Source organism: Acinetobacter sp. GG23, assembly GCF_057766365.1.
Window position 1 is genome coordinate 55,604 of the sequence record NZ_JBYMDJ010000002.1, and the last position, 19,596, is coordinate 75,199.

The following is a 19,596-nucleotide window of genomic DNA, read 5'->3' on the forward strand; positions in this document are numbered from 1 at the left end:
AATAAAGAGGATTTAATGAAATCTATAAAAAGTAATTTATTTGGAGAGGTATTTGCCCCTCAAAATTTGTCTGAGTTATTACAAGTAGTCTCTGAGCATGCGGGTATAAGACGTAATGTCTATTTATGGAGGGGGCAGGCTGATATTGATTGGCCTATTCATAGCTCAGCATATAGACGCTTAGCAAAAGCTAAAGAAGAAATAAAAGAAAGTTATATTTGTTGCTATGAAGAATACTTATTAAATCAAGCAACTCATCAAGGTTATAGATTTGAAAATGAAAAAGAGCTTAGTGATTTTGAACTATTGTCAAAGTTACAACATCATGGAGCATCTACAAGGCTTATTGATTGTTCAAGAAATTTATTAGTAGCTCTTTGGTTTTGTTGTTCTACTGAGCTAGAAAAAACAGGTTTAATTTTCGGTCTTCACACCGATCATATTCTTGGATCAGAGCGTTCTAATGAATTAAGAAAATATAGAGAGGTATGTAAAGAACTTGAAAAGTCTAAACATCCCCAATCTTGGCAACCACCAATTGTAACTAAAAGAATAGCATCCCAAAGTGCTCATTTTCTTTATAGTAAAGTTGTCTAATAGTCCAATGGGAAGTCTGTCTATTGATCAGGATGAAAAAGTATATATTGCTATAGCTATAGAACCTTCAATTAAACAAAAACTATTAAACGAACTAGAAGGAACATTTGATATAAGCTATTTATCATTATTCCCGGATATAGATGGTTTTAGTCATGCTCATAGCTTTAGATATGAGCAATTCCAAAATGAACTTTGGTGATATCAAGTTATTAAATAATTTTGTAGAGAAATAAATATGAAACTCAACTCATTCTCCCCAATCCCTGAAGATGACGATGAACTGCATCTTCCTGAACTGGTGTACTGGGCATCCTTAGGCGATATTGACCAAGTGGAGCAGGGCATCAACGATGGTCTGGACGTCAACTCTGCTGATGAAGAAGGCTATAGCGCCTTGCATGCAGCTGCTGAAAATGATCATTTAGAGGTTGTGAAGCTGCTGATTAGTAAGGGTGCGGATATTAATCATCGCAGTACTTATACCGCTTTAGAACTTGCCGAAATGGCAGGAAATCAAGAAGTGGTGGTTTATCTAAAAAGCCTAAAAGGAATAGCTTAAATCACCTAAATACAAAAAAGCCCTATCAACATGAGAGGGCTTCTTTGTATGCATTGCTTAGGTATAACGGCTGTTTTACCTCATGTCCCGATGCTCAAACTTATAATTATTGTTTTAGGTTTGGGAAACATCCTGTTTCCTGATGAATTCAGAATAAGAAAATTATCTTGAAGGAGATAGAGGTTTATAGAACTATTTTATGTACGTTATCTCTTACATAATCCACCAGACCAAGTGAAATGAAAAGTTTGTTACCAATAAAAAATAGTGATTTTCAATATTTTACTTAGAATAAAAGTGATGAGCTATTTGAATAGCAGAGGATAATAATGATGAAAATGTTCCGACAGCGTATGCTGACCACACTCATATTAATCAGTACATCAAGTTTAACAGCCTGTAATGCACAAACTGACGCTGTGAACCCTGCATCCAAGTCAGCCCCAGAAACGCCATCTTCCAAACCTTCTTCAGGTTTAGTTAATCAAACTTATAAACTGACGAACGTCGCACAGTTTAATGAACCTTGGGCGATTGCCTCTTTAAAGGATGGACGTTTGCTGGTCACTGAGCGAAAAGGAAAATTGCAATTATTTGATCCAAAAACTCGGCAACAGGTTGAAGTTAAAGGTATCCCCAAAGTGGCATACGGCGGACAAGGGGGCTTGGGTGATATTGCCTTGCATCCACAATTTGAACAGAATCATCAAATTTATATAAGTTATGCAGAAGCAGGATCGGGCGGTTATGGTGCTGTTGTTGCTCGCGGTGAGTTAGATTTATCCGATGCTCAAAAACCACAACTTAAAAATTTAAAAATCATCTGGAAACAGGTCCCTAAAGTCCAAGGTCAGGGCCATTATGCGCACCGGATTTTATTTGGTACAGATGGAAAACTTTGGCTAAGTTCCGGTGAACGTCAAAAGTTTGATCCTGCTCAGGATATACGATCCAATTTAGGCAAAATCTTACGCTTAAATGATGATGGTATGCCAGCTGCAGGTAATCCATTTACGAACCAAGGAGAGATTGCAAAACAGGTCTGGTCATTGGGCCACCGTAATCCACTTGGCATTGCATTTGATCCTAAAGGGAAACTGTGGGTAGTTGAAATGGGGCCTAAAGGGGGCGATGAACTGAATCTGATTGTCAAAGGTGAAAACTATGGTTATCCGTTAGTTTCAAATGGCGATCATTATGATGGAAAAGATATTCCTGACCATCATACCCGTCCTGAATTTAAAGCCCCTGAGATCAGCTGGACACCTGTCATCTCCCCATCTAGCCTAATATTTTACAAAGGCAATGAATTTCCTACATGGAAAAATAAGGCCCTAATCGGTGGCTTGTCTTCTGAAGCGATTGTGGTGGTTGATACAGAAACGAAGCCAGTAAGGGAAGTACAACGCCTAGCTATGAAACAACGTATTCGTGGTTTAGTTGAAGCCCAAGACGGTTCAATTTGGGTACTCGAAGATGGTAAAAATGCAAAATTGGTTAAAATGACTGCAAAATAGTTTCAATTTTATTGGATTATAAAGCCCGATCCAAAGATCAGGCTATAAAAGATAACTGCGTAAATCATTGGGTCGAATTATGTTATGGAGGATTGTTTTGCTGATTGAGATTAAAGTTTTATATTTCAGCATGAGGTAAATTTTGGTTATTTAATTGAGCTTTTCGCCATGTGGGTGGCTCACTTTAAATCACAATACAAATAGTGATACGAATAAAATAAGTTAAAAAAAAGCCCCGACATCCTGTCGAGGCTTTTTTATATTCATTTTAAAGGTATAACTCCTGTCGTACCCGTCAGCGTCCTGCTGTTTATTGCCTATCATTATTGTTTTGTGCTTTAGAGACTTCCTGTCTCTGTATGGCTTAAATATAGCGCTTAAATTAATATGTGAAAAGTGGAGATATTCTGCAACTGTTGTAAGCTAAAACCTACACAGATGCTTAAAAAATATCAGGCACTCACATATTGAATCAGTTTATCCAAAACAGATCTGAGATTTTTGTTATCAAATTCATTCGGTTCAAATTCTTCAGTTTTATTGCGGGAGAAAATGTCCCGAATTTCAATCACCGCATTGCTGTCGACTAAACCGAGCTGGGTTCCAACTTGACGAATTTGATCAATCGAGCGTGAGCCATTGGTTGCGCCATAGCCAATATAGGCCGCCGGTTTACCTTGCCATTCTTTGCCTAAGTAGTCCAAAGCATTTTTAAGTGCCGGACTATAACCATGGTTATATTCAGGGCTAATCAGAATAACCGCATCACCCGAAGCAATTTTGTCTGCCCATTGTTGTTGTTTGGGCTGATCATAAATACCGGTCAGAGGAGGGTGGCTACCTGAAAAAATAGGCAGGTTCCATTCTTTTAAATCGATTAGTTCAACCTGAACGGTACTATAATTGGCTCTTTCAATGCTTCTTTGTACCCAGCGCGCGACTTTAATTGCAATACGACCTTCACGAACACTACCGACAATAATCTGGATTTTCATCTTGAACCTGTGTCTTTTTATAAAGTTATGCTCTAAATTAGTCTGAATGTGCTGGGCTGAATATGAGGAATTTGTATCTTGAGAATGTAAAAAAGCTCCCGAAGGAGCTTTTAAAAAATCAGAGTTTAGATGATTTTTTACATGAGTTTAATGCCTTGTTGACCGGCAGGCGTTACTTTAAAGATTTCTACTTCAAAGGTAATATTTTTTCCTGCAAGCGGGTGATTAAAATCAATTTCAGTAATATCTTCACCGACTGATTTCACTACCCCAAATAGACTTTGTTTGGCTTTATCTTCAAACTCAATCATATGACCGACAATCGGTGTCTGTTCGAATTTAACCGTATCAAATGTTTGTACGTTTTCAGGGTTCCAGGGACCGAATGCATCTTCCGCAGGAAGACTCACGGTACGACGGTCACCAGCACGCAAACCAAACAGTGCTTTTTCAAAACCGGGCAATAAGCTGCCGTCGCCCATCACCAAGCTTACCGGTTCTTCACGGCTACGGGTGTTATCAATTTCTACACCGTTTTCAATGGCCACCGAAAAATGCAGGTCTACTTTCGAGCCTTCATTAACACGGGTTTCTTCGTTTGGATTAATAATTTCAGTCATTGTGTTGCGCTTCCGCACGTTGAATACGTTGCTTTTCTAGGAAAAAAGTATCGATCAGCAGCAAAATAGTACCTAGAGTAATGGCACTATCTGCAATATTAAAAGCAGGGAAGTGGCTGTTGTTGTAGTAAACGTGAATGAAATCGACCACATAACCCAAAGATACGCGGTCAATTAAGTTACCAATTGCACCACCCAAAATCAGGGCAACCGCAATCGGTAAAATCACCATTTTTTTCGGCATACGCATTAGCCAAAATACAAAAATTACAGACACTAAACCTGCCAGTGAAGTAAAGAAATAACGTTGCCATCCGCCGGCATCGGACAAGAAACTAAAGGCTGCGCCATAGTTATGAAGTAATGTCCAATTTAAAAAGGGCAGTACCGGCACAGGATCTGCATAATTTAGATGTGTCGTTGCAATCCATTTGGTCCATTGGTCGAGAATAATCGCGACAATGGATAAACCCACCCACATCAGATTGTGTGGGTAGAACTGGAACAAACCCTTTTTAGTTTGCGGATTAGGCATATTTTCTCTCTTCGCCTTGACCTGTAGGAAGGTTAATAATACAACGAGAACAAAGACCTGGATGTTCGTGATGTGTATTCACGTCCGGCAGCACATGCCAGCAGCGCGCACATTTTTCGCCCTCTGCAGCCGAAACTTTTACCCGTAAGCCTTCAAGATCTGTGGCTTCACCCTGCGCTTTATCAAATGCATTTACAATCACAGTCGAGGTGATTAACACAAAACGAAGTTCATCATCTAACTGATCAAGCACCGCTTTCAATTCAGCATTTGCCCAAAGTTCAACTTTGGCAGACAGGTTAGAACCAATCAGTTTAGCATTACGTGCAGCTTCAATTTGCTTGTTCACTGCGGATTTAACGCTAATTAAAGTTTGCCAATCCGCTTCTGAAACCAAGTTGGCTTTCGAGGCAACCGGAATGTCATACCATTCTGTGGTGAACACATATTTCTCAGTTTGCCCCGGAATTAGAGGCCAAGCTTCTTGCGCAGTAAAGGTCAAGATTGGGGCCATCCAGCGAACGAAAGCTTGCACCAAGTGATACAAGGCAGTTTGTGCAGAATGACGCGCTTGCGAGTCTGCTTTGGTGGTGTATTGACGGTCTTTGATGATGTCTAAATAGAAACCACCCAGATCATTAATGCAGAAGTTGGTCAACGAACTTGCCACGATATGGAAGTTCATATCTTCATAGGCTTGCTGAATGGTTTTTTGTACGTCCGCTGCACGTTGCAGGATGTATTGATCAAGTGCAATCAACTGATCGACTGGCAATGCATCTGTAGCGGGTTGGAAGCCATTCAGGTTTGCCAACAAGAAACGCAAGGTGTTACGGATACGACGGTAACCATCAGAGGCACGGCTAAAAATTTCTTTACCCGCAGTCATTTCATAACGGTAATCCGCAGATGCGATCCAGAAACGCAAACCATCTGCACCCATGTCTTTAATGATGTCTTGCGGTGTAATCACGTTACCAATGGATTTCGACATCTTACGGCCTTTTTCATCGACCACGAAACCGTGAGTCAACAAGCCTTTGTAAGGTGCGCGGTTATTAATTGCGATAGAGGTGAGCAATGATGACTGGAACCAACCACGGTGCTGATCTGAACCTTCAAGGTACAAATCAGCAGGATCAGTCAATTCTTCACGTTCACGCAGTACCGCATAATGGGTTGTACCCGAGTCAAACCAGACGTCTAGCGTATCGCGTACTGCATTGTACTGTTCAGCATCAGCACCGATGAAGTCTTTCGCTTCACGGTTATACCAACCATCAATGCCTTCCTGTTCAATCAGTTTTGCAACTTCTTCGATCAGTTCAGGGGTACGTGGATGCAATTCGTTGGTGTCTTTATGCACGAAGAACGGGATTGGTACACCCCAAGTCCGTTGACGCGAGATACACCAGTCCGGACGGCCTTCAATCATCGCCTGAATACGGTTTTTACCCCAATCCGGAACAAAACTGATGTCGTTTTCAATCGCGTTTAAAGCGCCTTGGCGTAAACCTTTTTCGTCCATGCTGATGAACCACTGCGGGGTGGCACGGAAGATAATCGGGGTTTTATGACGCCAGCAATGCGGATAGCTATGTTTAATCACCACATGTGCCCAAAGCTTATTGGCTTCACTTAATGCTGCAATAATTTTTGGATTGGCTTTATAGATGTGCTCGCCTGCAAAAATAGGTGCAGTCGTTAAATACACACCGTTACCACCGACAGGATTATCAACTTTCAAGTTGTACAATAAGCCCACTTTATAATCGTCTACACCATGGCCGGGTGCAGTATGTACCGCACCTGTACCGCTGGTTGCGATGACGTGTTCGCCTAAAATCACAGGAACCTGACGCTCCGTAATTAAAGGATGTTGTAATTGTAAATTCTCAAGTTTGCTACCGGCAAAATCAGCAATCACTTCAACGGTGGTAAAACCATAGCGTTCAGTGGCAGATTCAACTAAATCTTTGGCCAGGATGAAGTTTTGTGCTGCTTTTTCGTCGCCACGTGCTTTAACAAGTTGATATTCAATATCTGCATGCAGGGCAACGGCCTGGTTTGCTGGAATGGTCCAAGGCGTCGTGGTCCAGATCACAATGTCAGTTGAGTCTTTAACTTCTACGCCCAAACGAGCCGATAAATCTGTTAAATCAACAACAGTGAAACCGACGTCGATGGCATCCGATTTTTTATCTTCGTATTCAACTTCAGCTTCAGCCAAAGATGAACCACAGTCCAAACACCAGTTCACAGGTTTAAGACCCGGTTCGATATGACCTTGTTTTTGGATTTCACCCAGTGAACGCACGATATTTGCTTCTTGCGCAAAATTCATGGTCAGGTAAGGATTGTCCCAATCCCCAAATACGCCCATACGCATAAAGTCTTTTTTCTGTAATTCGACTTGAGTATAGGCATATTCGCGGCAATGTTTACGGAAGGTTGCAGTATCGACTTTAACGCCCACTTTACCGACTTTTTCTTCAACTTTGAGTTCAATCGGTAAACCGTGACAGTCCCAACCCGGAACATACGGTGCATCAAAGCCATCCATAATCCGGCTTTTGATGATGATATCTTTGAGTACTTTGTTTACCGCATGACCCAAGTGGATTTGACCATTTGCGTATGGAGGGCCATCGTGAAGCACATATTTTTTCTTGCCAATACGCGATGCACGAATCTGCTGATAAATGTTGTCGGCATACCACTCTTCTAACCATTTTGCTTCACGTACTGCGAGATTTGCTTTCATCGCAAATTCAGTACCTGGGAGGTTTAGCGTGGCTTTGTAATCCACTGCATTTTCAGGAGTTTGCTTATCGCTCATGCAAGTTGTCTTCCAATTTAATCAGTCTTAGGCTGACGCGTTTTACAATAAAAAATATGGGATTTAAAAAGGGGAATTGGGGGTGTTTTGTCGAAACTCAAGCAGTTTCTCAACATCATCATCAATTCCCGCTTTCAATGCTTCAAGCGAAGGGTAGTCCTTTTCACCATGTAAATAGTTCAAGAATGTCACCCGCATTAACAGGCCATACAGATTAGCAGAAACATCAGGAAAATGTACTTCTAATCGCCATTCTGGCTGCTGCTGTTTAATGGCTGGTCGAGTTCCAACATGTCCTGCGCCAAACAGGGCTGTCGGTTTATAGCCTGCAATCCCCAATTTTTCAGGATTGCCGGCTTTCACTTTATCTTTTAAAGATTCGGTTTCACATAATACTTCAACGCCGTAAATCCCGTTTAAACACGGTTTATGACGGTTGAGACGGACGTTAATGGTGGGGAAATTAATGGTTCGTCCGATCTGATCGCCGTATTGTACCCGGCCGGTAATGCTATACGGACGTCCTAGCAGTTTTGCAGCCAGCGCTAAATCACCTGCTTGTAAGGTATGACGAATCCGGGTCGAGCTGACACGGTGTCCATCTAATGCAATTGTATGCAAGTTGGTGACTTGAAAACCGTAGCCGCGCAAAAATTCACTATTGCCTTGACGGTTTTTACCAAAATGGAAATCGTCGCCCAGAACCAGATGTTCTGCATTGAGTTTGTGTTTGAGAATAGCGGCAAAACTTTCAGCATTTAAGCTACGGAAATGATTATCAAATTTTGCAATCGCGATATAGTCGACACCCAGTTCGGTTAAATATTCAACTTTCTCACGTAATGAGCTAATGCGTGGTGGTGCTTCATAGCCTTTAAAGAACTCTAAAGGTTGCGGTTCAAAAATCATCACCAAAGTTTTTAAATTTTGTGCTGCGGCAAGTTGTTTTAATTGTGCAATCATTGCCTGATGACCCAAATGTACACCGTCAAAATTACCAATCGTAACGGCAGTTTTTGGCAATTGAAAATTTGGCGCTAAAGCATTCAGGCGGAGCAGCTTCATGGGCGAATCAATAAGTGAAAAATTATCAGGGCTATATATTGCCATAATCTTGAGCATTCGTCTTGTTGTTGTGTTTTCATCCAAAAAAATTATCAGATATCTACCTAAAAATAGCGGTATAAAAAGGTCAAAATACAGCTTGATTCAAGGCAGATTTTTAAATTTGCACTCTTACTGTAATTCTTTTTTAATGGGTGCAGTTTTGAATTGGCAAATAAATAAGGTATTACAATGTCAGATTTGGCTTTAATCATGGCACTTCCCAATGAATCAAAAGGTTTATTTGAACAAGAGGGTATTCAAGTGCATTACAGTGGTATTGGTAAGGTGAATGCCGCATTTAAAGCCTTTGAAGTGATTCAAAAAACCGGTTGTAAAACTTTACTTAACTTGGGCTCAGCAGGAAGTTCTCAATTTGATGCACATGTACTAGTCGAAGTGGCGACTTTTGTGCAACGCGATATGGATGTATCGCCACTGGGTTTTGCAGTCGGCGTTACACCTATGGATGATGATCACCCCGCAGAAATTCATTTAGAGTCTTATTTTCAGCAGCTGGAAAAAGGCACTTGTGGAACAGGCGACAGCTTTGAAACAGGTACGCCGAAAGTGCCATGCAATCTGGTGGATATGGAAGGTTATGCACTTGCGAAAGTCTGCAAGAAGCTGGGTGTGCGATTCATTTCAGTGAAATATATTACCGATGGTGCCAATGACACCGCGCATCTGGATTGGGAAGAAAATTTATTATTAGGCGCGCAAAAGTTATTAAAATTATACCAAACGGTCAAATAAGCAGAGTGGGTTTGGAAGTTCGGCGACCATAGTTGTCTATGGTCGTATGCCAAAATTATCCTAGACGATAATTTAAGAGTTATGGACGAGGAATCACGCCGTATAAAATCATATGCACAGTATGTTGGATAATCCGCTGCTGCATACTACGGTTACGCAAAGTCTTGCCTGTAACCATTTCCATTTGGGTCGCGAAATCTGCATAGTTTTGAGTCACCGCCCAAATATTCAGAATTAAAAGCTCAGGATCAATTTCCTTGGAAATTTTCCCTTGCTCTTGCCACATGGTAATGACCTTGGCTTTACGCTTTACCAGTTTCTTTAACGGACCTTTTAAAATTGGCAAAATATGCGGCGCACCTTGAATAACTTCCAAAGCAAACAGTCGCGATGCTTTCGGCTGGGTACGAGAGACCTCAATTTTTTGCAATAAATAATTGGTGATCGCTTCTTCAGGCTCAAGCTCTGTCTCTACCATTTGCAGTGGAGCAAGCCACTTTTGCAATACCGTAGTGAGCACTTCAACGTACAAGGCTTCCTTATTTTCATAATAATAGAAAATATTGGATTTGTGCATTTCGGCAATCTGAGCAATCTCGTCTAAGCTTGCCCCATTAAAACCGTAAAGGGAAAATACATCCAAAGCTGCATTCAGCAGTTGATGACGTTTTTGTGTACTCTTTTTTTGTTCCATTGGCCATTTAAAGACAATTAAAAGTGGAACCTTAAATTGTACGACAAATCATCAGATTTGTGCACAGGCAAAAGTTTTAATTTTATGAATATTGACGATTTATTTTTTAGATCAGCTATCAAATTGCCAAATTTTTGAGCAATGTAAAAAGATGCGGTAAAAGAGTGCAGAAAATAGCTCAATAGAGATTGTTAAATAATTCAATAGGATTGAATTATTATATTTTTTCAATGATTCAGTTAAAGGCTTAATTCATAAATGAATGATTAAATTAATTAAAGAATAAGATGAGGATTATGTAACCTTATCATGAGATGAGCCCAAACTTGATGATCAGAATGTGCTCATTTCAAATGTAAAATATCAGGTTGCTAATACAGCATTCAGAACTTGTTGCTCTAACTCGCTAAACACGTAATCTTTTTTACGCGGTCGTGGTAAATCGACTTTAAACTGCTTAGCAATATGTCCTTTATCGAGCAAAATAATTCGATCGGCCAGTTGTACCGCTTCACTGACGTCATGGGTCACTAAAATGGCGGTAAAGCCTTGCTCACGCCATAGTTTTTCAATCAAGCCCTGCATGTCTAAACGGGTAAGTGCATCCAGTGCGCCGAGTGGTTCATCTAAGAGCAAGATGCGAGGCTTATGTGACAATGCACGTGCAAGCGCGGTACGCTGACGCTGCCCTCCCGAAAGTTGTGAAGGCCACAATCCCGCTTTTTCTTTCAGTCCGACTTTTTCTAGCAGGGCAGAGGCATTGCCTTGATGCGCTTTGGATAAACCCAACTGTACATTTTGTTCAATGCTACGCCATGGCAAAAGTCGCGGGTCTTGGAACATGACACGGATGTCATCACTGCTAATGCCTTCGCGAATATGTCGTGCCGATTTAAATTTGATTTCACCATAGCTGGGTTGTTCTAAATCCGCTATCAGACGAAGCAGGGTACTTTTACCACAGCCACTACGACCGACAATGGCAAGAAACTCACCCGGTTGAATATGCAGGTCTAAATCTTCCAGAACCGTTACATCACCATAGAATTTATGCAGTTGCTCAATCAGAATTTCTGCACCGACCACAGCGGTTGGATGGATATCTGTAGTTGCAGGCTGTTCTGATACGGTCTTATCTTCTGCTACATGTCGCCCTATACTTAAATCAGTCATGACTTATTCCTTATTTTTGATATCCCGCATGCCAGCGCAGTAAGTATTGTTCTAAGCCTACTGCCAGTACATCGGCCAATTTTCCAAGCAGGGCGTAGAGCAAAATCCCAACCAGCACCACATCGGTTTGTAAGAATTCACGTGCATTCATGGTCATGTAGCCAATGCCGGATTGTGCTGAAATGGTTTCTGCCACAATGAGCAGTACCCACACCAGACCCAATGCAAAGCGCAAACCGACCAGAATGGAGGGCATGGCACCCGGTAAAATAATTTCTTTGTATAACTGTCCACGAGTCAAACCGTAGCTTTTACCCATCTCGATCAGTTGCGGATCAACTGAACGAATCCCATGATAAGTGTTGATATAAATCGGGAAAAAAACACCGACAGCGACTAAAAAAAGTTTGGCTGACTCATCAATTCCGAACCATAGAATCACCAAAGGAATTAAAGCCAAAGCTGGAATATTACGGATCATTTGCAAGGTGGTGTCGAGCAGGGTCGATGCCGTCTTAGAAGAACCATTCAGTAGACCAAGTAATAAGCCTAAACCACCGCCAACCAATAAACCGAGTAAGGCACGTCCAGCACTGACTTTGACATGCTGCCAGAGTTCACCACTGAGAAGCAGGTGCCAGAATGCAGTTATGACCGCCGTCGGTGCAGGCAAAATACAGCTTTCCAAAAGCCCGGTAGTAGATGCAATTTGCCAAATCAAGATCAGGGCAATGGGAACCAACCAAGGCAGCAAATGCTGCCCAAATTGTGTTCCACGTGAAACCTTTTTTTGAGCCAAGGCTTCGGCAGAAACGCTTTTACTCATTAGGCCGGCTCCTGAGTTTTTACTTCTTGTTTCGCCTCATCTGGTACGTAGTTATTTGCCACGATTTCACCAAAAGGACCAGTCAGATTCGGTTGGGTCAATTTTTTACGGGTTTGCAAAGGCAGTAACGGGAACACCAGTTCAGCAAAACGGATGGATTCTTCCAGATGCGGATAGCCTGAGAAAATAAAAGTATCAATACCCAAGTCAGCATATTCCTGAATGCGGTCTGCAACAGTTTGTGGATCGCCCACCAATGCCGTACCTGCACCACCACGAACAAGACCTACACCTGCCCACAGGTTCGGAGACACTTCAAGTTTGCTGCGGTCACCGTTATGCAGTTCAGCCATGCGACGTTGGCCGACCGAATCCATTTGTTTGAATTTTTGTTGTGCAGCGGCAATGGTTGCATCATCCACATACTGAATCAGTTCTTCCGCGGCAGTCCATGCCTGTTGATTGGTTTCACGAACAATCACGTGTAAACGGATACCGTAATTTAGGCTACGCCCTTTAGCTGCAGCTTTGGCTTTGACATTTTCAATTTTTTCTTTCACTGCTGCAGGTGGCTCACCCCATGTTAGATAAGTATCGACCTGGTCGGTGGCCAAATCGACTGCGGCATCTGAAGAACCTCCAAACCAAAGTGGGGGATAGGGGTGTTGCACAGGTGGATAAAGCAATTTGGCGTCTTCCACTTGTAAACGTTCACCATTGAAACTGAAGCTTTCACCGCTATGTGAACGTTTTAAAATCTCACGCCATATGGTGGTGTATTCAGCGGCAGTTTTATAGCGCGTCGCATGATCTTCATAAACGCCGTCACCTTTCAGCTCTTGCTCATCACCACCGGTAACCAGGTTAAGCAGAACACGACCATTCGATAAACGGTCAAAAGTGGCAGCCATACGCGCAGCCAGTGCCGGAGTCGTCACCCCGGGACGTAGCGCAACCAGGAATTTTAAATTTTTGGTGGCATCAATCAGGCTGGCTGCTGTAATCCACGGATCTTCACATGAGCGGCCGGTTGGAATGAGTACGCCTTCATAACCCAAGTTATCTACCGCTACGGCAATCTGTTTCATATAAGCATGATCGACCTGACGTGCGCCTTTGCTTGTGCCTAAATAACGACTGTCACCATGCGTAGGTATAAACCAGAAAATTTTCATTGCTTTGATCCTTAGATTATTTGCCTGCCCAAACGGCTTGCTGAATATTGATGTGATTAGGAATGATTTTGAGTTCACTAAAGCGATCTGCCAGTTGCTGCTGTTCCGAAATCACTTTTTTAGTCAAAGGTGCTGCAAGAGAGGGGCGCTGACGGCGCTGAACAAAAGTGAGGCTCACGTTAGGCTTTAAGCCGGTGTTTTTTGCAATTAAATTTGCAGTCGCGTGCTGATTCTTTTGTACCCATGCATCGGCTAAATTAATCTGTTGAATTACACCTTTAATGGCTTGTGGATGCTGTTTTACAAATTCAGGTGCCGCCAGATAGAAGGTGTAATTTGGACTGAGGCCTTTACCTGAGGCAAGGGCTTTGGCTTGATCTTCAAGTTGAGTCGATGCGTAATATGGATCCCAGATGGCCCATGCATCCACAGCACCTTTTTGAAATGCTGCCCGTGCATCTGCAGGGCTGAGCCATATCGGTTGAATATCTGTCCATTTCAAGCCAGCCTTCACTACGGCTTGAACCACCAAATAATGAGCACTTGAGCCTTTTTGCAATGCAATACGTTTGCCCTTCAAATCACTCAGTTTTTTTAGGCTCGAGTTTTTAGGGACTAAAATTGCGGATGCCAAAGGTTTAGCTGCCTCATAAGCAATGTAATACAAAGGCTTATTGGCTGCCTGTGCATATACAGGCGGCGTATCGCCAGTGACGCCAATATCTACCGAACCTACAGCAAGTGCTTCTAAAATTTGCGGACCGGCTGGAAATTCATTCCATGTTATTTTTGCGTTTGGAAATTCTTTCTCATATAGCTTTTGCTCTTTGGCTACAGCAAAGTTAATGGAACTTTTTTGGTAACCAATCCGCAGTTCTTTAACCGAAGGATCGACTGCCCAAGCTGCACTTGAACCCAACATCGCACAAGCAATCAGCATCGCGTTCATGCCATGACTGGAGGTTTTGAACCAGGAAGTTGCTTTGTTGTGTTGCTGATGTTGATTCATTGTCGAGTCCTCTGTTGTTCTGTTATTACTTGGCTAAAAGTGCAGCTTGAATATTAATTTTGTTTGGAATCAGTTTCTGGTTATAAAATGCATCGGCAACATCTTGCTGCTTTTTCACCACTTCGTCAGAAATTGGTTGTACACCAAAACCCATACGGGAAATGGAGGATTGAAGGATGCCGCTGGACAGTCCTGTTGGTTTTTCCAGGAGTTTGGCCGCTTCATCTTGATGTTGTGAGACCCACTGTGTAGTCGTGTTTAATTCGTTTACGACAGCTTTCAGCACATTCGGATGTTGCTCGGCAAATTTACGATCTGCCAAATAAAACTGATGATTGCTGACCAAGTTTTCACCTGTTGCAATGACACGTGCCCCAATTTGCTGTTCAGCAGCCGCAAAGAATGGATCCCAAATCACCCAGGCATCGACTGCACCTTTTTCAAAAGCGGCACGTGCATCGGAAGGCGGTAAATACACCACTTGAATGTCATCCAGTTTCAGGTTGTTGGCTTGAAGTAATTTGAGTAATAAGTAATGCACGTTTGAGCCTTTGTTCAGGACAACACGTTTACCTTTTAAATCCTGGATGTTTTGAATAGCTGAATTTTTTTGCACAATTAAGGCTTCAGCTTTAGGCGCTTGCGGTTGGTTGGCGATATAAACCAGATTCGAATTGGCTGCCTGAGCAAAAATAGGAGGTGCTTCACCGGCCTCACCCAAGGAGACACTGCCGACATTTAAACCTTCAAGCAGTTGTGGACCGGCAGGAAACTCCACCCATTTCACATGGACGCCTTGGTTTTTTAATGCTGTTTCTAAAGTGCCGCGTTCTTTAATAATCGGCAACAGGCCATATTTTTGAAAACCGATATTTAAGGTGACCGTTTCAGCTTCTTTTTTGCCACAGCCAGACATCATCATTGCACCAGCAACTACTGAAGAAAGGAGTAGTGATTTCGCCCAGAATTTTGCTTGAATGGTGCTCATGAATGTCGCTCCGCAACAGGAAGTATTGAATAATGAACAGACACGCTAAAGCCTTTTCTTTTTCGAAAAAAATAAAAAAATAGGAATTCTTAGTGAGAAAAAAAGATAAATAAAAAAAAGAAAAACTTAGGAGAAAAAGTGATTTATAAGAACAATAAAATAGACTGTTTTAATATTTTAAATTATTGATATTTCTTTATTTTAATTGTAAATACGGTGCAGCTATATGTTTATGAAAAAAATAGCATAAGTAAAAATAGTCCGATTCCTCAAAATAAAACATAAAGATATAAAAAATAAAGCTATAGCAGCGATAAAAAAAGCCACTTTAAAGTGGCTTTTTAAATACCAGAGAATTGCGCTGATAGTTATACAGCGCCTGACGTGCATTGGGCAGATCATCGACACTCGCGGGTTCAAAACCGTGTTCGACAAACCAGTGTGCAGTACGTGTGGTCAATACAAACAGTTGCTGAATGCCCATTTTTTTGGCTTTGTCTTCCAAATAATACAAAATTTGACTACCACGATTGGACTTGCGATAGGTGGGATCGACCGCGACACAGGCAATCTCGGCCGATTTGATTTCATGGGCTGAAGCTGGAATCGGATAAAGCGCAGCACAGGCTAAAATCATACCATCACGTTCAATCACAGAAAACTGCTCAATTTCACTTTCTAAGCGTTCCCGTGAGCGATAAACCAAAATGCCTTCAGCCTCAAGCGGGCGAAGTAGTTTCATCAAGCCACCGACATCCTGAATATTTGCAGTACGCACTTCTTCATAATGTGAATTGGTCATCATGGTGCCTGTACCATCACGGGTGAACAGTTCTTCCAGCAATGCGCCATCATAGGTATAAGAAATTAAATGTACACGACGTACACCTTGCAGTGAGGCATTTTTCGCACCACGTAACTGCAACGCAATATCCGGATTGGAGTCCTGATATTGCAGAATATGCTGATCAAGTTGATGCGGCGGAATTTCACGCTGCAATTGCCCCAATCCATTGACCAGACCTTGTTGTTTACCCAGGAAAATCAGCTTGTCGGCTTTAAGCAGAATGGCGGTATTGGTGGCGACTTCTTCCGCGACCAGGTTAAATACTTCACCTGTGTTGGAATAACCGGTTGGACCCAGCAAGACAATATTATGATTTTTAAGATGACGTTGAATGGCATCGGTGTCTACGGTACGCAGTTCACCGGTCAGCTGGAAATCAATCCCATCACGAATGCCATAGGGTTTTGCGGTGACAAAATTACCTGAAATGACATCAATTCGTGCGCCGTACATCGGTGAGTTGGCCAGACCCATTGAAAGCAGCGCTTCGATTTGCAAACGAATTGAACCCACTGCATTCATCACGCAGCTTAAAGATTCACGTGTGGTAATCCGGCGATGATTATGAAATGGGGTTTGAATGCCGCTGGCTTTTAGGTTCTGATTGATTTGTGAACGTGCGCCATGCACCAGAATCAGACGAATACCTAAAGAATGCAGCAGGGCAAGGTCGTGAATAATATGCTGGAAATTTTCATGTTGTACCGCTTCACCATCAAACATAATAACAAAGGTTTTATTGCGGTGGGCATTGATATAAGGCGCAGAATGTCGAAACCAATGCACATATTGCAAAGTTGTGCTTTGTGATGTTTCCGATGAATTCGCGTGCATACTTATCTCAAATTAAAAAAAATTCCTGCTTTGATTCTAATGAAAAAATGACTGTGGGGAAGCTAAAAATTAAAAAAACACCTGAATCACATTCAGGTGTTTTTAAGTAATCAGAAATTTAAACCGATTTTAGTTGATAATGCGGACAATACGGTCGGTACGTTCGTTTACCAGTACATAGTCGCCATTCACTTTATACCATTGTTGATAACGGTTGGTATTCGGTAAGCGGCGTGCATCACGGTCGCTCACTTTATAGCTCGATGAGCTGAATACACGCGGGAAATTTTGCCCTGCACGCCAGTCACGACTCGGGTTTACCCGTTTATTATCATAACGCTTGTTATTATCCCAACGGTTGTCCTGATGTGAGGGTGCATGGTTATAGCGTTGACGATCATCATAACGATGATCCGGCGCTGCCATCGCAGAAGTAGCCATCAATGCAGATAAAGACAGTGCAATTGTTGTTAAAACTTTTTTCATGACGTTCACCTTAGATCATTTTTAAATATATTTTCGATAAGACAAAATTAACCAAAAATTAGAGATAAAAAATGAGAGCTATATAGGTGAATTGTGAAATTGATGGAGAAAAAAAGAAGATTTTTAAAAACCCTGAAAAGCTTACAGTCAAAGCCTTGCTGTTAAAACAAACGATTTTTTAAAAATAAAAAAAAGCCCAAACCGGAGTTTGGGTGTAGAGAATATAAAACTGAATTTAGAAACCCTGAATACGAATAATATTATTACTGTCAGTGTCGACTAAAATATAGTCATTATTAATTTTATACCACTGCTGGTTACGAGAGGGTCTTGGCAAGTCATGGCTTTTGTAATCGACTTTATAACCGTTACCCCGATAATGCTGCGGCATTACATAACCGGTTTGCCATTTATGCTGTTGTAGACGTTTTACCCCACGTTCTTCCCGAACACGGCGTTTATCTTGCATACGATCATCGCCATCATCCTGGTCACGAAAATCTCGACCATTATTTGATTGCTGATGACGTGATTGATCCCAACCACGATTGTTATCGTGTTTCTCGTGAGGTGCAGCAGTGGTTACACTGTTTGCCATCAATGCACTGAAAGAGATTGCCAAAATTGTCAAAATCTTTTTCATGTTGAATCCTCATAGAAAAATTATTAATTTCAATCATGCTAATGTACGAAAAAATTGCAGAGAAACTGTGAAGATAAATCACTCATTTATTAAAAAATGCAGAGATAATAAGGATATTATGCAGAAATATCTCACGATTTAAAAATCTAAAGAAATTTTATATCGATATTAAATACTACAAAAACAGGATATTGATGAAAAATTTGTATCAAATTTTTGATAGTGCTTTATTTGCTCGAAATTGTTCTGATTAAAGGCTGCAACAGCCCTATGCTGACTGTTCAATAAAACTGTTCTAGTTCCATTGCTCAGCAAGGTCTTGAAGTGAGTTCACAGCCTCTGCAATTGCGTCTGCTTGTCCTGCATCATCTAAACGGGTAATCAATGTATTTGAAAGCTGTAATTTTTTAATACTACGGATCGTTTCAATTTTACGTTGTTGATCAGCCATAATCTATTCCTTATATGGGGTTTTTTTCAATATCAATAAGCATAAGCTTAACCTTTAAATTTGAAAAACCGAATATTATTGTTAAATTTATTTAAAAATACGATTTATAATTTTTTATTATCTAAAAATTCTCTCCTCAAAGGAGGTAATAAAAAAAGGGAGCATAGGCTCCCTTTTTGATCTTTTTAAAGATTAATCCTGCGCATCAATACTTTGACCATTCAGATGCAAGCTGTCGTCACCCATTAAATACAGGTAGGCCGGCATAATCATTTCAGGGGTTGCCAAGGTTTTTGGATCTTCATCCGGATAGGCTTTGGCACGCATGGCCGTCCGTGTTGCGCCCGGATTAATACAGTTAAAACGCACATTGGGATAAACATTTTCTTTGGCAAAAATCTGATTGACTGCTTCAATGGCAATTTTTGATACAGAGTAGGCCCCCCAACGCTCACGTGCTTCACGACCTACACCGGAACTGGCAAAAACCACAGAGGCATGCTCAGATTTTTGTAGTAGTGGTAACAGGGTTTGTGTCAGTAAAAATGGCGCACGCAGATTCACCGCCATCACATCGTCCCAGACATCGACCGGGTAATGGGCGAGTTCTGTGCGTTCACCCAGAATACCGGCGTTATGCAAAATGCCATCGAGGTGACCAAATTGTTTTTCTAAAGTATCGACCAGTAACTCATAGTCTCGAGAAGAGGCGCTGGAGAGTTGCAAAGGCAGAATAGCGGGTTGGGGTGCACCCAAGCTTTCAATTTCATCATAAATGACTTCAAGCTTGTTTAAGGCACGTCCATGCAGGACGACTGTTGCCCCATGCAGGGCATAACTAATTGCAGCTGCACGACCAATACCATCGCCCGCCCCTGTAATCAGGATAATGCGATCTTTTAACAGATCGGGGCGAGGTTGATATTCTGAATATTTCATTGCATA

Annotated in this window: 20 protein-coding genes; 4 read left to right on the forward strand and 16 right to left on the reverse strand. The window is 41.7% G+C overall.

Going from position 1 to position 19,596, the window contains the following annotated elements; genetic code table 11:
* Positions 1 to 15: 15 nt before the first annotated feature.
* From AC3CAU_RS03345 to AC3CAU_RS03355, 3 genes are all read left to right on the forward strand, one after another.
* Positions 16 to 597: an FRG domain-containing protein gene (locus tag AC3CAU_RS03345; protein WP_424619175.1), complete on the forward strand. Its 582-nt coding sequence runs from the start codon at positions 16 to 18 to the stop codon at positions 595 to 597.
* 238 nt (positions 598 to 835) lie between these two features.
* Positions 836 to 1,159 carry an ankyrin repeat domain-containing protein gene (locus AC3CAU_RS03350; protein ID WP_424619173.1) on the forward strand — a complete coding sequence of 108 codons (324 nt, stop codon included), beginning with the start codon at positions 836 to 838 and terminating at the stop codon, positions 1,157 to 1,159.
* A gap of 338 nt (positions 1,160 to 1,497) precedes the next feature.
* Positions 1,498 to 2,676, forward strand: a complete 1,179-nt coding sequence (locus AC3CAU_RS03355; protein ID WP_424619187.1) for a PQQ-dependent sugar dehydrogenase — start codon at positions 1,498 to 1,500, stop codon at positions 2,674 to 2,676.
* Positions 2,677 to 3,128: 452 nt separating this feature from the next.
* Here AC3CAU_RS03355 and AC3CAU_RS03360 read toward each other — a convergent pair whose 3' ends face one another.
* The 5 genes from AC3CAU_RS03360 to ribF all read right to left on the reverse strand — a co-directional run bounded on the left by AC3CAU_RS03360 (position 3,129) and on the right by ribF (position 8,730).
* Positions 3,129 to 3,671 (reverse strand): NADPH-dependent FMN reductase, encoded by a 543-nt coding sequence (locus AC3CAU_RS03360; protein ID WP_424619171.1) that lies wholly within the window; start codon positions 3,669 to 3,671, stop codon positions 3,129 to 3,131.
* Between the two features lie 137 nt (positions 3,672 to 3,808).
* Positions 3,809 to 4,291, reverse strand: a complete 483-nt coding sequence (locus AC3CAU_RS03365; protein WP_131216967.1) for an FKBP-type peptidyl-prolyl cis-trans isomerase — start codon at positions 4,289 to 4,291, stop codon at positions 3,809 to 3,811.
* Positions 4,284 to 4,826, reverse strand: coding sequence for a signal peptidase II (lspA, locus tag AC3CAU_RS03370; protein WP_131216966.1), 543 nt, complete (start codon positions 4,824 to 4,826; stop codon positions 4,284 to 4,286). Before lspA ends, AC3CAU_RS03365 begins: the two co-directional genes overlap by 8 nt.
* Positions 4,819 to 7,665 carry an isoleucine--tRNA ligase gene (gene ileS, locus AC3CAU_RS03375; RefSeq protein ID WP_447053805.1) on the reverse strand — a complete coding sequence of 949 codons (2,847 nt, stop codon included), beginning with the start codon at positions 7,663 to 7,665 and terminating at the stop codon, positions 4,819 to 4,821. Before ileS ends, lspA begins: the two co-directional genes overlap by 8 nt.
* A gap of 63 nt (positions 7,666 to 7,728) precedes the next feature.
* Positions 7,729 to 8,730, reverse strand: coding sequence for a riboflavin biosynthesis protein RibF (gene ribF, locus AC3CAU_RS03380; RefSeq protein WP_131216962.1), 1,002 nt, complete (start codon positions 8,728 to 8,730; stop codon positions 7,729 to 7,731).
* Positions 8,731 to 8,961: 231 nt separating this feature from the next.
* Here ribF and AC3CAU_RS03385 point away from each other — a divergent pair, with 231 nt between their 5' ends.
* A complete protein-coding gene (locus tag AC3CAU_RS03385; protein WP_424619163.1) occupies positions 8,962 to 9,525 on the forward strand; it encodes a phosphorylase family protein in 564 nt (187 codons plus the stop codon).
* A gap of 79 nt (positions 9,526 to 9,604) precedes the next feature.
* On the opposite strand, the gene AC3CAU_RS03390 is transcribed toward AC3CAU_RS03385, so the two are convergent.
* The 11 genes from AC3CAU_RS03390 to AC3CAU_RS03440 form a co-directional block, all read right to left on the reverse strand.
* A complete protein-coding gene (locus AC3CAU_RS03390) occupies positions 9,605 to 10,219 on the reverse strand; it encodes a TetR/AcrR family transcriptional regulator (RefSeq protein WP_131216958.1) in 615 nt (204 codons plus the stop codon).
* A 363-nt stretch (positions 10,220 to 10,582) separates the two neighbouring features.
* A complete protein-coding gene (locus AC3CAU_RS03395) occupies positions 10,583 to 11,392 on the reverse strand; it encodes an ABC transporter ATP-binding protein (RefSeq protein ID WP_424619160.1) in 810 nt (269 codons plus the stop codon).
* Positions 11,393 to 11,402: 10 nt separating this feature from the next.
* Entirely contained in the window at positions 11,403 to 12,218 is an 816-nt protein-coding gene (gene ssuC / locus AC3CAU_RS03400) for an aliphatic sulfonate ABC transporter permease SsuC (RefSeq protein ID WP_447053804.1), read from the reverse strand.
* A complete protein-coding gene (gene ssuD / locus AC3CAU_RS03405; RefSeq protein ID WP_131216953.1) occupies positions 12,218 to 13,393 on the reverse strand; it encodes an FMNH2-dependent alkanesulfonate monooxygenase in 1,176 nt (391 codons plus the stop codon). The genes ssuC and ssuD overlap by 1 nt, the downstream gene beginning before the upstream one ends.
* Before the next feature lie 16 nt (positions 13,394 to 13,409).
* Positions 13,410 to 14,342, reverse strand: coding sequence for a sulfonate ABC transporter substrate-binding protein (locus tag AC3CAU_RS03410; protein ID WP_447054348.1), 933 nt, complete (start codon positions 14,340 to 14,342; stop codon positions 13,410 to 13,412).
* A gap of 85 nt (positions 14,343 to 14,427) precedes the next feature.
* On the reverse strand, positions 14,428 to 15,390 hold the full coding sequence (locus AC3CAU_RS03415; RefSeq protein WP_424619156.1) for a sulfonate ABC transporter substrate-binding protein: 963 nt from the start codon (positions 15,388 to 15,390) through the stop codon (positions 14,428 to 14,430).
* 328 nt (positions 15,391 to 15,718) lie between these two features.
* On the reverse strand, positions 15,719 to 17,071 hold the full coding sequence (argA, locus tag AC3CAU_RS03420) for an amino-acid N-acetyltransferase (RefSeq protein WP_447053803.1): 1,353 nt from the start codon (positions 17,069 to 17,071) through the stop codon (positions 15,719 to 15,721).
* A 129-nt stretch (positions 17,072 to 17,200) separates the two neighbouring features.
* Positions 17,201 to 17,557, reverse strand: a complete 357-nt coding sequence (locus AC3CAU_RS03425; protein ID WP_424619152.1) for an RcnB family protein — start codon at positions 17,555 to 17,557, stop codon at positions 17,201 to 17,203.
* A 235-nt stretch (positions 17,558 to 17,792) separates the two neighbouring features.
* Positions 17,793 to 18,200 (reverse strand): RcnB family protein, encoded by a 408-nt coding sequence (locus AC3CAU_RS03430; RefSeq protein WP_424619150.1) that lies wholly within the window; start codon positions 18,198 to 18,200, stop codon positions 17,793 to 17,795.
* A gap of 295 nt (positions 18,201 to 18,495) precedes the next feature.
* Positions 18,496 to 18,651, reverse strand: coding sequence for a hypothetical protein (locus tag AC3CAU_RS03435; RefSeq protein WP_165494044.1), 156 nt, complete (start codon positions 18,649 to 18,651; stop codon positions 18,496 to 18,498).
* 192 nt (positions 18,652 to 18,843) lie between these two features.
* The gene (locus AC3CAU_RS03440; RefSeq protein WP_131216942.1) at positions 18,844 to 19,590 is read right to left on the reverse strand and encodes a YciK family oxidoreductase; all 747 of its coding nucleotides are present in this window, start codon (positions 19,588 to 19,590) and stop codon (positions 18,844 to 18,846) included.
* Positions 19,591 to 19,596: the final 6 nt, after the last annotated feature.

Bases quoted from the DNA above. Each gene is read 5' to 3' on its own strand.
- ileS (WP_447053805.1), bottom strand. From the start codon at position 7,665: ATGAGCGATAAGCAAACTCCTGAAAATGCAGTGGATTACAAAGCCACG.
- ribF (WP_131216962.1), bottom strand. From the start codon at position 8,730: ATGAAGCTGCTCCGCCTGAATGCTTTAGCGCCAAATTTTCAATTGCCA.
- AC3CAU_RS03385 (WP_424619163.1), top strand. From the start codon at position 8,962: ATGTCAGATTTGGCTTTAATCATGGCACTTCCCAATGAATCAAAAGGT.
- ssuD (WP_131216953.1), bottom strand. From the start codon at position 13,393: ATGAAAATTTTCTGGTTTATACCTACGCATGGTGACAGTCGTTATTTA.
- AC3CAU_RS03435 (WP_165494044.1), bottom strand. From the start codon at position 18,651: ATGGCTGATCAACAACGTAAAATTGAAACGATCCGTAGTATTAAAAAA.
- AC3CAU_RS03390 (WP_131216958.1), bottom strand. From the start codon at position 10,219: ATGGAACAAAAAAAGAGTACACAAAAACGTCATCAACTGCTGAATGCA.
- AC3CAU_RS03415 (WP_424619156.1), bottom strand. From the start codon at position 15,390: ATGAGCACCATTCAAGCAAAATTCTGGGCGAAATCACTACTCCTTTCT.
- AC3CAU_RS03355 (WP_424619187.1), top strand. From the start codon at position 1,498: ATGTTCCGACAGCGTATGCTGACCACACTCATATTAATCAGTACATCA.
- AC3CAU_RS03395 (WP_424619160.1), bottom strand. From the start codon at position 11,392: ATGACTGATTTAAGTATAGGGCGACATGTAGCAGAAGATAAGACCGTA.
- AC3CAU_RS03345 (WP_424619175.1), top strand. From the start codon at position 16: ATGAAATCTATAAAAAGTAATTTATTTGGAGAGGTATTTGCCCCTCAA.
- AC3CAU_RS03410 (WP_447054348.1), bottom strand. From the start codon at position 14,342: ATGAACGCGATGCTGATTGCTTGTGCGATGTTGGGTTCAAGTGCAGCT.
- AC3CAU_RS03425 (WP_424619152.1), bottom strand. From the start codon at position 17,557: ATGAAAAAAGTTTTAACAACAATTGCACTGTCTTTATCTGCATTGATG.
- ssuC (WP_447053804.1), bottom strand. From the start codon at position 12,218: ATGAGTAAAAGCGTTTCTGCCGAAGCCTTGGCTCAAAAAAAGGTTTCA.
- lspA (WP_131216966.1), bottom strand. From the start codon at position 4,826: ATGCCTAATCCGCAAACTAAAAAGGGTTTGTTCCAGTTCTACCCACAC.
- argA (WP_447053803.1), bottom strand. From the start codon at position 17,071: ATGCACGCGAATTCATCGGAAACATCACAAAGCACAACTTTGCAATAT.
- AC3CAU_RS03350 (WP_424619173.1), top strand. From the start codon at position 836: ATGAAACTCAACTCATTCTCCCCAATCCCTGAAGATGACGATGAACTG.
- AC3CAU_RS03440 (WP_131216942.1), bottom strand. From the start codon at position 19,590: ATGAAATATTCAGAATATCAACCTCGCCCCGATCTGTTAAAAGATCGC.
- AC3CAU_RS03360 (WP_424619171.1), bottom strand. From the start codon at position 3,671: ATGAAAATCCAGATTATTGTCGGTAGTGTTCGTGAAGGTCGTATTGCA.
- AC3CAU_RS03430 (WP_424619150.1), bottom strand. From the start codon at position 18,200: ATGAAAAAGATTTTGACAATTTTGGCAATCTCTTTCAGTGCATTGATG.
- AC3CAU_RS03365 (WP_131216967.1), bottom strand. From the start codon at position 4,291: ATGACTGAAATTATTAATCCAAACGAAGAAACCCGTGTTAATGAAGGC.